Annotated in this window: 10 protein-coding genes; 7 read left to right on the forward strand and 3 right to left on the reverse strand. The window is 40.1% G+C overall.

What is annotated here, in order from left to right; translation table 11 throughout:
* Nucleotides 1–60 precede the first annotated feature (60 nt).
* Both BUB77_RS10185 and BUB77_RS10190 read left to right on the forward strand, forming a co-directional pair.
* Complete coding sequence (locus BUB77_RS10185; RefSeq protein WP_073275459.1) at nt 61–1,386, forward strand: carboxylesterase/lipase family protein; 1,326 nt, start codon at nt 61–63, stop codon at nt 1,384–1,386.
* Nucleotides 1,387–1,688: 302 nt separating this feature from the next.
* Nucleotides 1,689–3,026, forward strand: a complete 1,338-nt coding sequence (locus BUB77_RS10190) for a glycoside hydrolase family 30 protein (protein ID WP_073275790.1) — start codon at nt 1,689–1,691, stop codon at nt 3,024–3,026.
* A gap of 189 nt (nt 3,027–3,215) precedes the next feature.
* On the opposite strand, the gene BUB77_RS10195 is transcribed toward BUB77_RS10190, so the two are convergent.
* Together BUB77_RS10195 and BUB77_RS10200 are read right to left on the reverse strand one after the other, a co-directional pair.
* On the reverse strand, nt 3,216–3,905 hold the full coding sequence (locus BUB77_RS10195) for a hypothetical protein (RefSeq protein ID WP_073275461.1): 690 nt from the start codon (nt 3,903–3,905) through the stop codon (nt 3,216–3,218).
* A gap of 255 nt (nt 3,906–4,160) precedes the next feature.
* Entirely contained in the window at nt 4,161–5,669 is a 1,509-nt protein-coding gene (locus BUB77_RS10200; protein WP_073275463.1) for a methyl-accepting chemotaxis protein, read from the reverse strand.
* Nucleotides 5,670–6,031: 362 nt separating this feature from the next.
* Between BUB77_RS10200 and BUB77_RS10205 the strand changes: the two genes are divergently transcribed.
* The 5 genes from BUB77_RS10205 to BUB77_RS10225 all read left to right on the forward strand — a co-directional run bounded on the left by BUB77_RS10205 (nt 6,032) and on the right by BUB77_RS10225 (nt 13,487).
* Nucleotides 6,032–6,973 (forward strand): ABC transporter permease, encoded by a 942-nt coding sequence (locus BUB77_RS10205; RefSeq protein WP_073275465.1) that lies wholly within the window; start codon nt 6,032–6,034, stop codon nt 6,971–6,973.
* Nucleotides 6,974–7,052: 79 nt separating this feature from the next.
* Complete coding sequence (locus BUB77_RS10210; RefSeq protein ID WP_073275467.1) at nt 7,053–7,964, forward strand: carbohydrate ABC transporter permease; 912 nt, start codon at nt 7,053–7,055, stop codon at nt 7,962–7,964.
* Nucleotides 7,965–8,042: 78 nt separating this feature from the next.
* Nucleotides 8,043–9,845, forward strand: coding sequence for a type 2 periplasmic-binding domain-containing protein (locus tag BUB77_RS10215; protein ID WP_170866629.1), 1,803 nt, complete (start codon nt 8,043–8,045; stop codon nt 9,843–9,845).
* Nucleotides 9,846–9,970: 125 nt separating this feature from the next.
* Complete coding sequence (locus tag BUB77_RS10220; RefSeq protein WP_073275471.1) at nt 9,971–11,995, forward strand: beta-galactosidase; 2,025 nt, start codon at nt 9,971–9,973, stop codon at nt 11,993–11,995.
* Nucleotides 11,988–13,487 (forward strand): alpha-L-fucosidase, encoded by a 1,500-nt coding sequence (locus BUB77_RS10225; protein WP_242962451.1) that lies wholly within the window; start codon nt 11,988–11,990, stop codon nt 13,485–13,487. The genes BUB77_RS10220 and BUB77_RS10225 overlap by 8 nt, the downstream gene beginning before the upstream one ends.
* A gap of 3 nt (nt 13,488–13,490) precedes the next feature.
* Here BUB77_RS10225 and BUB77_RS10230 read toward each other — a convergent pair whose 3' ends face one another.
* Nucleotides 13,491–15,029, reverse strand: coding sequence for a response regulator transcription factor (locus BUB77_RS10230; protein ID WP_073275473.1), 1,539 nt, complete (start codon nt 15,027–15,029; stop codon nt 13,491–13,493).
* Nucleotides 15,030–15,057 lie beyond the last annotated feature (28 nt).

Here is a 15,057-nt window from a genome sequence, read left to right on the forward strand (position 1 = left end):
ATAAGAGTAGTAAATGGAAATTGTTTCATTATGGAACGGATTTTGGAAGGAGGATAAGCTATGGCATTAAAACTTGTGAAAACCACGAAAGGATATGTCAGTGGAGTTGAAATGGAGGGATATACCATATATAAAGGAGTTCCTTATGCAAAGCCTCCCGTTGGGGAGCTTCGGTTTAAGCCGCCGGTGGAGACGGAACCGTGGGCTGGGGTTTTACAGGCAGAGCATTTCAGCAATCGAAGCATGCAGTTTCAGCAGAGTGGATTTTATAAGAAGGAATTTTATGATACGCAAGAATCAATGACACCAATGGACGAGGACTCCTTGTATCTGAATATTTGGACACCGGCTAATGCCGAAGATGAAAAATTGCCGGTTGCTTTCTGGATTCATGGCGGGGCCTTTATCAATGGCTTTGGACATGAAAAGGAATTTGACGGTGAAAACTATTGTAAAAAAGGTGTTATACTTGTAACGATTAATTACCGGCTGGGTGCCTTTGGATTTCTGGTTCATCCGTGGCTGATTGCAGAAAATGAAAAAGGACTGGCTGGCAATTACGGCATACGGGATCAAATAGCGGCTTTAAAATGGGTCTATGAAAATATAGAAGCTTTTGGAGGAAACCGTGAGAATATAACTGTGATGGGACAATCAGCAGGCTGTATGAGCGTACAGACATTAATTTCTTCGGAGCTGACAAAGGGAATGATAGCAAAGGCGATTCTGCAAAGCGGAGGCGGGTATGAATGTGAGTTAAGCTATGACCTGTCGATGGAAGAAGCAATAAAGGTGGGTGAGAGGTTCGTGGAATTATGCGGAGCGGAATCCCTGCAGGAACTAAGAGACTTATCTAAGGAGAAAATTCAGCTGGCCACCGGTAAGATCCATGAATATTTTGAAAGGGAAGGGCTGGGACTGCGGTTTATTCCTGTTATAGACAGGGATGTATTAGAAGCCGGTCATAATGAGCTTGCCAGGAAGGGTGCCATACAGGATATACCTTATATGATTGGTTCCACGAAAAATGACATTCTGTGTACCCCTGAACAGATTGAAAAAGGAGAGCATAGCTCCCTGTACAGAAGCTGTGTCAAATGGAGCCTGTTATTGGAAGAACTGGGAAGAAAACCGGCCTATGTATATTTTTTTACCCGTGATCTGCCGGGAGATGACGCCGGGGCATTTCATTCAGCGGAGCTCTGGTACATGTTCGGAACTTTGGACAAAAGCTGGAGACCCAAGGAAGCCCATGATTATAAATTAAGCAATGATATGATAGAAGCATGGACGAATTTTATGAAAGCCGGGAATCCGGACAGCGGACAAAAGGAAAAGTGGCTGCCCTGCAGGAAAGATAATTTATTTGTGAAAGAGTTCCATTGAAAGAACAGAAATATAAATATAAGAGATAGAACTTTGATAAGCAAATAGATAGGACTTTGATAAGCAAATAGATAGGACTTTGATAAGCACAATAGATAGGACTTGAAATGTACAATAGCGTTTGAAAATTGGTATGAGAATAATATAAAAAAACAAATCAACGTATTTGATAAAAATACAAAAGGAAGCTGGGAAGGCTGAAAGAAAATAGGAGCAGAGAAAGGAAGGCCGCATATTGCTTCTTTCAGCAATTTTATTTGCGGCAGTACCACAGAAAGGCCGTGGTACTGGATTGGATGAATATGAAAAAAATATTGCACATTGTAAGCAAAGATTCTGGTTATTGGCAGACACAGCAAATCAATGAACAGAAAATCTTTGAAGATACCTTAGAGCTTACTGGCGGGAAAAAACAGGCTGTACTTGGATTTGGAGGCTGTTTTAATGAGCTTGGCTGGGAGGCTCTTAAAAAGACGGATAAAGCTGTACAGGATGAGTTTTTGGAGGAGCTGTTTGGGAAGGAAGGCTGCGGATTTAATATGGGACGTGTTCCCATTGGAGCAAATGATTTCAGCTTAAACTGGTATAGCTGTGACGATACGGAGGGAGATTATGAATTAAAGGATTTTACCATAGAACGGGATAAGCAGTATACGATTCCATATATTAAGGAAGCTCAAAAGTACTGCCCTGAGCTGACACTGTTTGCCTCTCCCTGGAGTCCGCCTGTATGGATGAAAACAAAGAAGGTGTATAACTATGGCAGAATTCGTATGGAAGAAAAGGTACTGGATGCTTATGCCAGATATTTTGTGAAATTCGTGGATACTTATAGGACGGAGGGCATTCCGGTAAGTATGGTCCATGTTCAGAATGAGCCTATGGCAGACCAGAAGTTCCCTTCCTGTTTATGGCATGGATGTGATATGCGGGATTTTATAAAGGGATATTTGGGGCCGGCCTTTGAAAAAAGCGGCCTTGGTACGGAAATATGGCTGGGAACCATCAACGGGCCCTTTGTGGATTTCAGATGGCCTGGATATGGTGCTCCTTATGAAGAATTTTATGACCAGTTTGCCAATACAATTCTGGGTGATAAGGAAGCAAGAAAATATCTGGCAGGTGTAGGGGTACAATGGGGCGGAAAGCACCAATTAGAGCAGATTACTGCCAGTTATCCGGAAATGAGAGTCATGCAGACAGAAAGTGAATGCGGAGACGGAAAAAATGAATGGGAACAGGCGGAATATATCTTTACCCTTATGTGGTATTTCTTTCGTCATGGTGCAGAGAGGTATACCTATTGGAATATGGTATTGCCGGAAGGCGGTATATCAAGCTGGGGCTGGACACAGAATTCATTGGCTACCGTAAACGAAGAAAGTGGTTTGCTTACACTGCAGCCTGAATTTTATCTGATGAAGCATTTTTCACACTTTATAAAACCAGGAGCAAGGCTATTGGAGACAAAGGGACACTGGACATCCAATTCTCTGGTATTTGAAAATCCCGACGGTCAGTTAATCCTGGAGGTATTAAACAGTATGCAGGAGGACAGGGGATTTACGTTTCAATATGAGGATAAGTGTTTTTCAGCTAATATCGAAGCGCATACGATAAATACATTTGTAATTGACTAAAAAAGTCTTAACCAGTTTATAAAATCCATGAAACACTTAAAGGCTGAAGCCCTTGCCTTGACAGTGTTTCATGGACTTTGTGCTATTATAATTAAACTCCAAATGGAATATACATACTCGATTTCTGAGGTACACGGGTACTTTTGAATGTGATGATTTGGTTGGCCTATCCCAAATAAGCGGTTTATCCTAATGAGTTGCTATTTGATTGATTTGTAAAGCTGTTTCTCCTGAAAAGCTTACTACTGCACCTTTATCAGAATATACCAATAAAAGTTTATTGATACTTTCATTTTCGTCTTTTTTTATTGAAAATAAAGAATTATTCTCTGCAGAGCTTGAATGCTCATCAAGCATATTCCAATAATTTTGTAATTCCTTTTTCATACCGGGTTTAATATCTTTTACCTTATCACTGCTAAGCCAGGTAGTGCAATTATTCTTTAACAAGTCAATCCAATCATTACCGTCACTTTTATATTCCTTTATTATATTATCTTTGATTTTCTTACCATCCATATCGTCATAGGTAAGCTTTACACCAGCAAGATAAGTTGATTTATAAGGATACCATTCTTCCCTGGGTTTATCATATACCTCTAAGGAAACAGCAGCATAATAGCCAAATACTTTGATTTTCTTATTTAAGTTGATAGTTGTAACTGGATTATTATAACTATATACTACGCCATCAGCGTTATTCTTAATCGAAAGTGCTTTTTCGATTTTTGTTAAAGGCATTCCCCAGTATAATTTATCGACAAGGGGCTGAAATCCATATTTTACAGTTGAAGTGTAATTACGCTTAACTATAAAACCTCCTGCAAATAAACAAACAATAAATAAGAAAACTAATAATACACAGAGCTTTTTTTTCATAATATAATACCTCAGAAATTAATAACCGCCATCAAGAACAGTTAATAAGCTAAAGTTAATAAGTTTTTTTAAATGCCAACTTTTTACAAGGATTCATTATACGCTTAACTATATTCTGTTCAATATGAAAAAAACCATATAAACCACCCTATAAATTAGATATTTTGATTCATTGGAATATAAATACTCCCATCTGATATACTTTTAATCCAAGTAACCAAATGGGAGCTTTTCAATTTATGTTTAAAACCTTTGTCAGAATACACAGCTGATATCAGCGCACATTACGAATTGCTTACCATCCCTGTTCTCATAGAGCTGTGAGATTGTACGGCACAGCTTGCCGGTAGCGCTTGAGATATAATCGAAGGAGCTGTAGATATCCCCCTTTAACAGGATTGCCTGGCGGAAATACTTTTTCGAGGTGAAATCGTCACCCGGAAGACCGGGCCTGAACTCAACATTGTTTTCGGTATCTATCATGGAATGCAGTATTGTGTGGCTTACCTGGATACCATTGGCATCCATCACATAAATGCATTCCAGGTCATTTCTGTTTTCTATGTAATCGGATAGTAATCTATCCATGTCTCCGGTCTCTGAAACAGAGGCAGTCAGAGTGGTTAATTCCTTCATAATGCTCTTTTCGTACTGGGCTTCCTGCTGCTTATCCCTTTTAGCGGTATGGTTTTCACTTATACGGAAATGGCTGATCAGCTCCTTTAAGCGATTGGACTCATCCAAAAGGGTGACAGTATTCGTGGCACTTTCCATTGCAAAGGCGGCATTATCCTGCTCGGCAAGAGACAGGTTCCCGATAATTTCCGAGATATCCTTCAAGGCATTTTCCTGCTCCTTGGAGGCTTCTGCAATTTCTGAACTTAAGGCGGCAGTTTTATCAACAGAAGTGAGAATTGAATTCAGGCTTTTGGCTGCCAGTGTGGTTATTTCCATACTTTCCTGAACCTTTTCATGGTTTTTGCTGATCAGTTCGGAGGTCTGCCTTACGGCATCCGAGCTTTGGGAGGCGAGACTTCCTACCTGCTCTGCAACTACGGCAAAGCCCTTACCTGTTTCTCCGGCCCTTGCGGCTTCTATGGATGCATTGAGTGCAAGCAGCTTTGTTTGGGAGGCTATGTTACGTATGATATCAATTACATATCCGATGTCCCTGGTGGAGGTCTGTACGGCTTCAATTGAGGTCAGCATACGGTTCATGTAATCCTGACCGGTCTCTGCCTCTCTTTTCGCTTCCAGCGTGTACTGGGAGGAGGCTTCTGCATTTTTAGCGTTGAGGACGGTTTTATAGGTGATATCCGTCATGGTCCTGGATATATCGGATATCATATTGGCTTCATTGGAGGCATTTTCCGCTATGGTATTGGAAGATTGCTGCAGCTGATTGCACATGGAATCTATCTGATAAGAAAGTTCTGATATGGAACCAAAGGTAACCTTTAGAGAATTTCCGATTTTCGAGAGGGCATTCTTTATGGGGATAAAGTCACCACTAAAATGTATGTTAGGGTCCGGGCTTATTGTCATATCACCTGCGGAAAGATGGGATATAACATGTGTAATTTCTTTGATATAGTTGTTTAAAAGCTGGGTGATATTATTAAAATCTGAGGCTAAATCAACCAGAAGAAGGTTCTCGTCCTGGTCTATACGGGCATCCAGATAGCCTTTTGACATTTGGTGAAGCCCGTCCGCTATGCTTTTGGATTCGCTGTACAAACTGGCTATTGTCTTTATTTTTCTCATAAGTAAAAAATCTCCCTTCGTCACATATTTGAACTTTTATGAAAACGAAAAAGCAAGAGCTTAATTCAGCTCCCTTGTTTTCTAAATTATATCAATTATTAAGTTTATGTCAATTAAAAACTTATAAAGTTAATAATAGAAAGAGAAAAGTTTTAGAAAATCAACATGAAAAATAGCATATAAATTACCCTACAAATTGGATGTTTTGATGAAGGATTACCTGGAACTCTGATTTTTTCTATAAAAAATGTTCAATTTGAACGGTATTAGATTGTATAAAAAAATGTTACCATAAATCTAAACTAATCAATACGGAAATAATATTAGAAAAAGCAGCAGCTTAGGTAGGTCAGGAGGAAAAAATGCAGAAAGACGTTATAAAGGCAGGAAAGAAGAAAGGTAAGATTAACAGGCAGGGAATGATTATGTTCCTTAGTATTGTCCCGTTTCTTATATTATGTTTTTTATTTTCATACTATCCCTTACATGGTTGGATATATGCATTTTATGATTATAGATCCCCGTTAAAACTATCCCAGTGTGATTTTGTGGGAATTAAATGGTTTAGGACGTTATTTGCCAATAAGACACAGGTGGCCCAGCTTATTCAGGTTATGGAGAATACCTTTGCCATGAGTTTATTAGGCATTGCAACCTCTGTTCTGCCTGTGGGATTTGCTATCTTTTTAAATGAAATCAAAGCAAAAAAGTATAAAAATGTAGTACAGACACTAACTACCCTGCCGAATTTCATCAGCTGGGTGCTGGTTTATTCTGTTGCATTCAGTCTCTTTTCCTATACCGGTATGTTTAATTCTATTTTACATAACCTGGGATTAATTTCGGAACCCATTAAATTTTTAGACAGCGATTCCCATACCTATATAAAGATGCTGTTGTGGAATACCTGGAAGGGTCTTGGCTGGGGAGCTATCATGTATCTGGCGGCTATATCCGGTATAGACCAGGAGCTTTATGAAGCTGCAAGGGTTGACGGAGCCAACCGGTTCCAGTTAATGAGGCATATCACCTTACCTTCTCTGATGCCGACCTACATAGTATTATTAATGCTCTCCGTTGCAAACTTTTTAAATAACGGCATGGACCAGTATTTTGTATTTCAGAATCCATTTAATAAAGAACATATTCAGGTACTTGATTTATACGTTTATAATATTGGAATGACCGGAAACAGTATCCCTTTGGCAACCGCTATCAGTATGCTGAAAAGTATCGTAAGTGTATCATTATTGGCACTTGTTAACGTGATATCAAAGAAAACACGCGGTGAATCAATCATTTAACTTTGACTGAAAAATAAATTTTCAACTACCGATTATCAATTATCCAGCCACAGATTAGATATTCAGAAAAGAGGATAACATGAATAAAATTAAGAAAAAACGAACAAGGTCAGATATTACTTTTAATATTATAAATTATGCAGTATTTGCTATAATAACATTAATATGCGTTTATCCGTTCTATTATATGATTATAAATACCATCAGCAGTAATACTTTGAGTGCCAACGGTGATATCAATATTTTACCAAAAGGAATTCATTTTGAAAATTACAAACAGGTCTTAAAGCTAAAAGGACTTCCAGTGGCAGCGGGCATTTCTGTTGCAAGAACTGTGCTGGGTACGGCTTGTACCGTATTTGCATCTGCTTATCTTGGATATATGTTTACCCAGCAAAAAATGTGGGGAAGAAAGCTATGGTACCGTTTTGTAGTAATCACCATGTATTTTAATGCAGGTATTATTCCGCTCTTTCTTACTATGAAATCTTTGAATCTGACAAATAGCTTTTGGGTATATGTTATTCCGGCTATTGTACAGCCCTTTAACATCATTCTTGTTAAGACCTATGTGGAATCCATTCCGAAGTCTTTACAGGAAGCAGCGGAGATTGACGGTGCCGGATTTTTCAAGATTTTCTATAAGATTGTTCTGCCCACCTGTACACCCATTCTTGCAACGGTGGCTATATTTGCAGCGGTCGCACAATGGAACTCTTTCCAGGATACCTTGATTTATGTTACGGACCAGAAACTATGGTCCTTGCAGTACTTATTATATACTTATATTAACCAGGCCGCTTCCTTGGCAACATTGGTTAAAAACAGCGTAGGAGGAGGGCTTAACATGGCAGCCCTGGCAACTACCCAGACTCCGACCTCCATCCGTATGACGGTATCCGTTGTGGTAGTTCTGCCTATATTATTCATATATCCTTTGTTCCAGAGGTTCTTTGTAAAAGGTATTATGATCGGTTCCGTAAAGGGCTGATACATACCGTGTAAATTTTCATGGGAAAATCATTGGCATTATGCCTGATTTTAGATAAAACTTATGGGAGGTAAAAAAATGAAAAAAAAGTTACTTAGTGTTTTACTTTGTGTAGCAATGACAGCATCTCTTTTATCAGGTTGCGGTAAAAATAATGAGACGAGTTCAGCTGACACAACAAAAGAAACAAACAATGGAAGCAAGGAAGACTCATCGGGGAATTCCAGTGATACGGGGAGCAGCAAATATAAGAAATTTATCACTGTAGATGTATTTGACAGTCAGTCAAACTATCAGGGAATTCAATCCGGTTGGTTTGCAAAGGTTGTAAAAGACAAGTTTAATATGGAATTAAATATCATTGCGCCTAATGTTGCAGGCGGCGGTGAAACCTTATACCAGACACGTTCTGCAGCAGGGGATTTGGGTGACTTGATTTTCGCCGGTTCCGATCAGGGAAAATTGCAGGATTTAGTAACAGCAGGACTTGTTATGGATATGACAGATCTATTAAAGAATGAAAAGAATGTAACAAAGTATCAGTCGGCTATTGATACCACAAATGATCTGGTAAAGGAAGATGGAACTTATGCTATTCCATCTGCTGTATCCTCACAAACTCCCGACACACCCAGTGAAGGTCTTGATTTAAATTACGGCCCTTATGTAAGATGGGATGCCTATAGTGCTGTAGGATATCCGGAAATAAAAACTCTTGAAGATCTGCTTCCGGTACTTCAGAAGATGCAGCAGACAGTTACTACCAGTGACACAGGAAAGAAAACCTATGCTTTCTCTTTCTTTAAGGACTGGGATGGCAATATGATGAATAATGCAAAACAGCCTACCTGCCTTTACGGTTATGATGAATTGGGATTTGTACTTGCAAAAGCTGACGGCTCCGATTACCAAAGCATCATTGACAGCGATTCCATGTATACCCGCGTTTTAAAGCTTTACTTTGATGCAAATCAGATGGGATTGGTAGATCCGGAATCAACTACTCAGAATTATGATACTTTATACAATAAATATAAAGACGGACAGGTACTATATTCTCCATGGCCCTGGTTAGGAAAAGGAGCTTACAATACCAATGAACATAAAGCTGATGGAAAAGGATTTATGATAGCTCCTATTGATGATATGAAGGTATTCTCCTATGGCTGCCAGTCTACCGGAAATCCGAAGTTTACAGTATCTATCGGCAGCAAGGCGGAAGACCCTCAAAGACTTGCAGATTTCATTGATTGGTTGTTCTCACCGGAAGGTATCTGCATGTCATCTTCCCAGACTTCCGGTTCCAGTGGTCCGAAAGACTTGACCTGGGAATTAAAGGATGGAAAACCTGTATTAACAGATTTTGGTAAGACAGCTTTAGTAAATGGTGATGCAACAATGCCTGACTCCTGGGGCGGCGGTTCCTGGAAAGACGGTATTTCCCAGTTGAACTTCCAGGCAGTTAATCTTCTGGATATAAACCCTGAAACAGGAAGTGCTTATACTCATACCGTGTGGGATTCTTTCCTTGAGATGAACAAGACAAAACTGGATACTGACTGGCAGGATAAGATGAAGGCTAAGACTACTCTTGAATATTTACAGAATAATGACAAGATTTTAGTTGCACCGGGCAGCGGTTATTCAACACCTCTGGAAACTTCCGACATTACTACCTTAAGAAATCAGTGTAAAGCTGCTATCGTTCAGTATTCCTGGCAGATGATCTTTGCAAAAGACAAAGCAAAGTTTGACAGCTTATTGAAGGAAATGCAGGACACAGTTGACGGTCTTGGCTATGCGGAAGTATTAAAGCTTGATATGAAGAATGCAAAAGATCAGGATGCAGCAAGAAAAGCAGCATTAGCAGCAAGTAAATAATTTATTATAATTTATTTAATAAACAATATATGATATAATAATATATGGAATTAGAAAATGACAGCAGCAGGGGTTCCTGCTGTTGTCATATTATTATACAAAAGGTGAGAAAGGATTAAAGCGTCATGACTTATAGTAATAAAGTATCAAAGATTGTATACGGCGGCGACTATAACCCGGAACAATGGAGCGAGGATATATGGGAAGAGGATATGAGAATGTTCAAACTGGCCCATATTGACATAGTAACGCTAAATGTATTTAGCTGGGCCAGCCTTCAGCCTGATGAAAACACCTATGATTTTACGAAGCTTGATAAAATCATGGACCTGGTAAGAGAAAATGGGCTGAAGGTATGCCTGGCAACATCAACGGGAGCCCATCCTGCCTGGATGGCGAAAAAGTATCCCGATATCTTAAGGACAGAGATAAACGGCTTAAAACGAAAGTTCGGTGGAAGGCATAATTCCTGTCCCAACAGTCCTGCCTACCATAAATATTCCGTACGTCTGGCTGAAAAATTAGCGGACCGCTACAAGAGCTATGACAATATCGTTGCCTGGCATATCTCCAATGAATTCGGCGGGGAATGTTACTGTGAAAACTGTGAAAGGGCATTCCGGGTCTGGTTAAAGGATAAATACAAAACAATAGAAGAATTGAACCGGGTATGGAATACGGCTTTTTGGGGACATACCTTTTATGATTGGGATGAAATCGTACTGCCCAACCTGCTGTCAGAGCACTTTGCTCCTGAGCGTACCATGTTTCAGGGAATATCGCTGGATTATAAGAGATTTAATTCCGACAGCATGTTAAATTGCTTTCAGGAAGAATATGATACCATTAAAAAAATTACACCGGATATCCCGATTACTACCAATCTTATGGGCTTTTATCCTGTTCTGGATTACCAGAAGTGGGCAAACCATATGGACTTTGCTTCCTGGGACAGCTATCCCTCAAATGGTGATTCCATGGCTAAGATGGCAATGAGCCACGATTTAATAAGAGGAATAAAAAAGGGAGAGCCCTTTGTTTTAATGGAACAGACCCCAAGCGTTACAAACTGGCAGCCATATAATGCCTTAAAGCGGCCGGGAGTTATGCGTCTTTGGAGCTATCAGGCTGTTGCTCACGGAGCGGATGCCATTATGTTCTTTCAGATGCGCAGGAGTATCGGTGCCTGTGAAAAATTCCATGGTGCGGTCATAGACCATGCAGGGCATGAGAATACCAGGGTATTCAGGGAATTGGAGGCTCTCGGTGCAGAGCTTGAGAAAATCGGCAATATGACCCTTGGTGCTAAGACCGATGCGAAGGCTGCCCTGGTTTTTGACTGGGATAACTGGTGGGCGGTTCAGCTATCTGCCGGTCCCAGCTGTGAGCTGCAATATTATGAGGAAGTGCTTGCCTATTATACGGCGCTCCACTCCAATCATATACCAGTCGATATCATCGGGACCGAGAATGACCTGTCAGGCTACCAGATTGTCATTGCCCCGGTGTTATATATGACCAAAGGAAATTATGATGAAAAGATACGTCAATTTGTGAAGGAGGGAGGAACCTTTGTTACTACCTTCCTCAGCGGTATTACTGAAGAACATGATCTGGTCATTACAGGAGGATATCCCGGACCCTTAAGGGATATTATGGGGATATGGGTAGAAGAAACAGATGCTCTTCCGAAAGGCAGTGAAAATACTTTCTCCTATAAGGGTATCAAGTATCCGGCTAAGCTTTTATGTGATATTATGCACCTGGAAGGTGCCAGGGCCTTAAGCAGTTATGAGACGGAATTTTACGCAGGCACCCCTGTTATCGTAAAGAATGAGTTTGGAAAAGGAAGCAGCTATTATATTGGCACCAGCTCAAACGGAGAATTCTATGAAGAATTTATAAAAGATATCTGTATGGAAAAAGGAGTAAGACCGGTATGTGTTACTCCAAAGGAAGTGGAAGCCACAGAACGTAAGAATGAAAGCGGAACTTACTTATTCTATTTAAATCATGGCGAGAAAGAAAACAAAGTGGTTCTGGAAAAGGACTATCAGGATATCCTGACAGATACCTTTTACCATAAGAATGAGGAGTTAAGTTTAAAGGCCAGGGACGTTATGATATTAAAGGAGGCTGCCGATGCCTGAAGTGAAGATAATGGATGATCAGGAAGTAAAGGATTATTTGGAGAACATAGAAGCTGTTATAAAGAAGGGCCCTTACCTGGACTCATGGGACTCCCTGCAGCAGTTTAAGACACCGGAATGGTTCCTTGGCAGCAAGTTTGGAATCTTTCTGCATTGGGGATTATATAGTATTCCTGCTTTTAATAATGAGTGGTATCCCAGAAATATGTACATTCAGGGGACGGAGGAATTTGAGCATCATATAAAAACCTTCGGGCCCCAGAAGGAGTTTGGGTATAAGGATTTCATCCCTCTGTTTCAGGCAGAATCTTTTAATCCAAAGGAATGGGCGGAAATAATAAAAGAGGCAGGAGCAAAATATGTCTTTCCGGTTGCCGAGCACCACGACGGATTTCAGATGTATAAAAGCCGTATATCCCACTTCAATGCCTATGAAATGGGGCCGAAGAGAGATCTTCTGGGGGAATTGAAGGAAGCCTTTGAGGAGTCAGGGATACACTTTTGCACTTCTTCCCACAGAGCTGAACACTGGTTCTTTCTGGGCCACGGTAAGGAATTTGACAGCGATATTAAGGAACCTTTAGTCAGAGGGGACTTTTATTGGCCCTCCAGGGAAGAGGGAAATCACCAGGACCTTACCAGTAAACCCTATCCGACAACGGAGTATTTGGAAGACTGGCTTATCAGGACCTGTGAGATTATTGATGAATACAAGCCTAAGATTCTTTACTTTGACTGGTGGATACAGCATGAAGCTTTTAAGCCCTATCTGAAAAAAGTGGCGGCATATTACTACAACAGAGGAGCAGAATGGGGAGAAAAGGTTGCTATTTGCTATAAACATGATGCGTTTATGTTTGGTACCGGAATACTGGAAGTAGAAAGAGGAAAGTTTGCGGATGTAAAACCTTATCCCTGGCAGACGGATACTGCCATTGCAAAAAATTCCTGGTGCTATACAGACACCCTGGAGTATAAAACAGCAAAAGATATTATTTTAAATTTGGTCGATATCATCAGTAAGAACGGTAATATGCTCTTAAATGTCGGACCGAAGGCAGACGGCACCTTTGCAGAGGAAGATATCAGAATCTTAAAGGAAATCGGTTCGTGGCTTAAGATTAACGGAGAAGCAGTCTATGACAGCAAGGTCTTTCGGAAAGCAGGAGAAGGTCCAACCAAAGAAACAGAAGGACAGTTTACGGATAACCAGGCAAAAGAATATACCGCTGAGGATATACGCTTTACCGTTAACAAGGACAGTATTTATGCTTTCGTATTAAATTACCCGGAGAACGGAGAGGTTACCATTAGATCCCTGGCGGAATCCAAGGACCAGAATGTTCCGGAATTCCATGGCATGATTGAAAAAGTATCCGTCCTTGGAAGTGATGAAGTGCCGGAATGGAAGGTTGACTATGAAGGGCTGCATTTAAAGACAAATACAGTTCACAGCCCTAATCCGGTGGTGGTAAAAATACAGGTGAAATAGAATTTAATTCTGTTTTTTGCGGTATTCTGCAGGACTTACACCTACTATTTTTTTGAACTTCTTATGGAAATAGTCTACATTTTTATAGCCGACCTGCTCTGCAATCTCATAGACCTTTAATTTATCCTCCATGAGCAGCTTGCAGGATTTTTCAATACGTACCTTATCCAGGTAGCAATTAAAGCTTTCCCCTGTTTTTTTGGTGAAGATTTTTCCAAGATAGGAGCTGTTGTAGCCGAATAAGGGAGCAATAACTTCCAGCTTTAAGTTCTCTCTGTAATTATGGTTAATGTAGTGGAGGATGTCATTTAAAACACCTTCACTGGAGGAATTTCCAATGGCCTTCATAAAAATTTCAAACTGCTCGGAGAAGAACAAAATTATCTCGTATAAATAATACTTGCTCTCAATCAGGTTGATGACTGCGGAATTGGAGGGAAAGGGGATATCCACCGTATTATAAACATGGGAGATAATCTGCTTCACCTGAAGATAAATGTCCGCTAAAAAGTATTTTATATCCATGATATTATCGTTGGAATAATAAAGCTTTTTCTCCAGTTCCTTTAAGGCTTCCGCCATTTTTCTGCGGTTAAAGGACTGGATGTAATCCGTAAACAGCTGGTAATAGAATTTACACTCCTCTGAATTAACAGAGTAGGTAAATTCTTTATTATCAGGCAAGTCCTCATAACTCAAAAAGTGCTGATTCTGCTCGCAGAAAAAACGGCGGTTCAGCAGATTGCAGGCATCCTCATAAGAAGAGTGCACATTTTCCAAACTATAAACTTTTTTCCCATATGTAAGAAAGAGGGAATCCAGAGGAGAGTATTTCTGAGGGCCCTTGTCATAGTGGCGAAGGAATAACTTAAAGTGCTCGATGGCGAACTCTCCTTTTAATAAGATAATATCCCTTTCCTGAAAATGGATATTATCAAAGGAATTATTATCCTTATTGGTAACACGTAAAAGTTCTGCAAAGCTCCATATGGCATGAAAGTCATCCTGCTTATATTTCTCATAGACCACTACCTGATAGACAGGGGCATTCAAATGAAAATCTGCGGGATTAAAGCTTAAAAAATCCGCATTATCGGTCAAAAGGTCCTGAATAATAGTATCCCTTGCCTTTTCCCTGTAATGGAGCATCGTATTTGTATTTTTTCTTTCTTTTCTTAAATCATCCCTTACGGAAATAACCGCATTGGTAAGCTCATCCTCATCGATAGGCTTGGTCAGATAGTAATCAACACCATAGCGCATGGCTGTCTGGGCATACTTAAAATCCGATACACCGCTGATGATAATAAACTTACCGGCAAACTGTTTTTCGCGGGCAAGCTTTACAATTTCTATACCGGTCAATTTGGGCATACGGATATCCAGTAAGATTAAGTCAGGCTGCAATTTCAGAATTTTATTTAACGCTTCCTCTCCGTTCTGGGCTTCACCGCAGATGGTAAAGCCTAACCCCTTCCAGTCAACGATCATTTTTAAACCTTCTAAAACATAGGATTCGTCATCAGCTATAAAAACATTCATGTGATTATTTCCTTCCCTTCGATGCCAT

Source organism: Anaerocolumna jejuensis DSM 15929, assembly GCF_900142215.1.
Taxonomy (GTDB): domain Bacteria; phylum Bacillota; class Clostridia; order Lachnospirales; family Lachnospiraceae; genus Anaerocolumna; species Anaerocolumna jejuensis.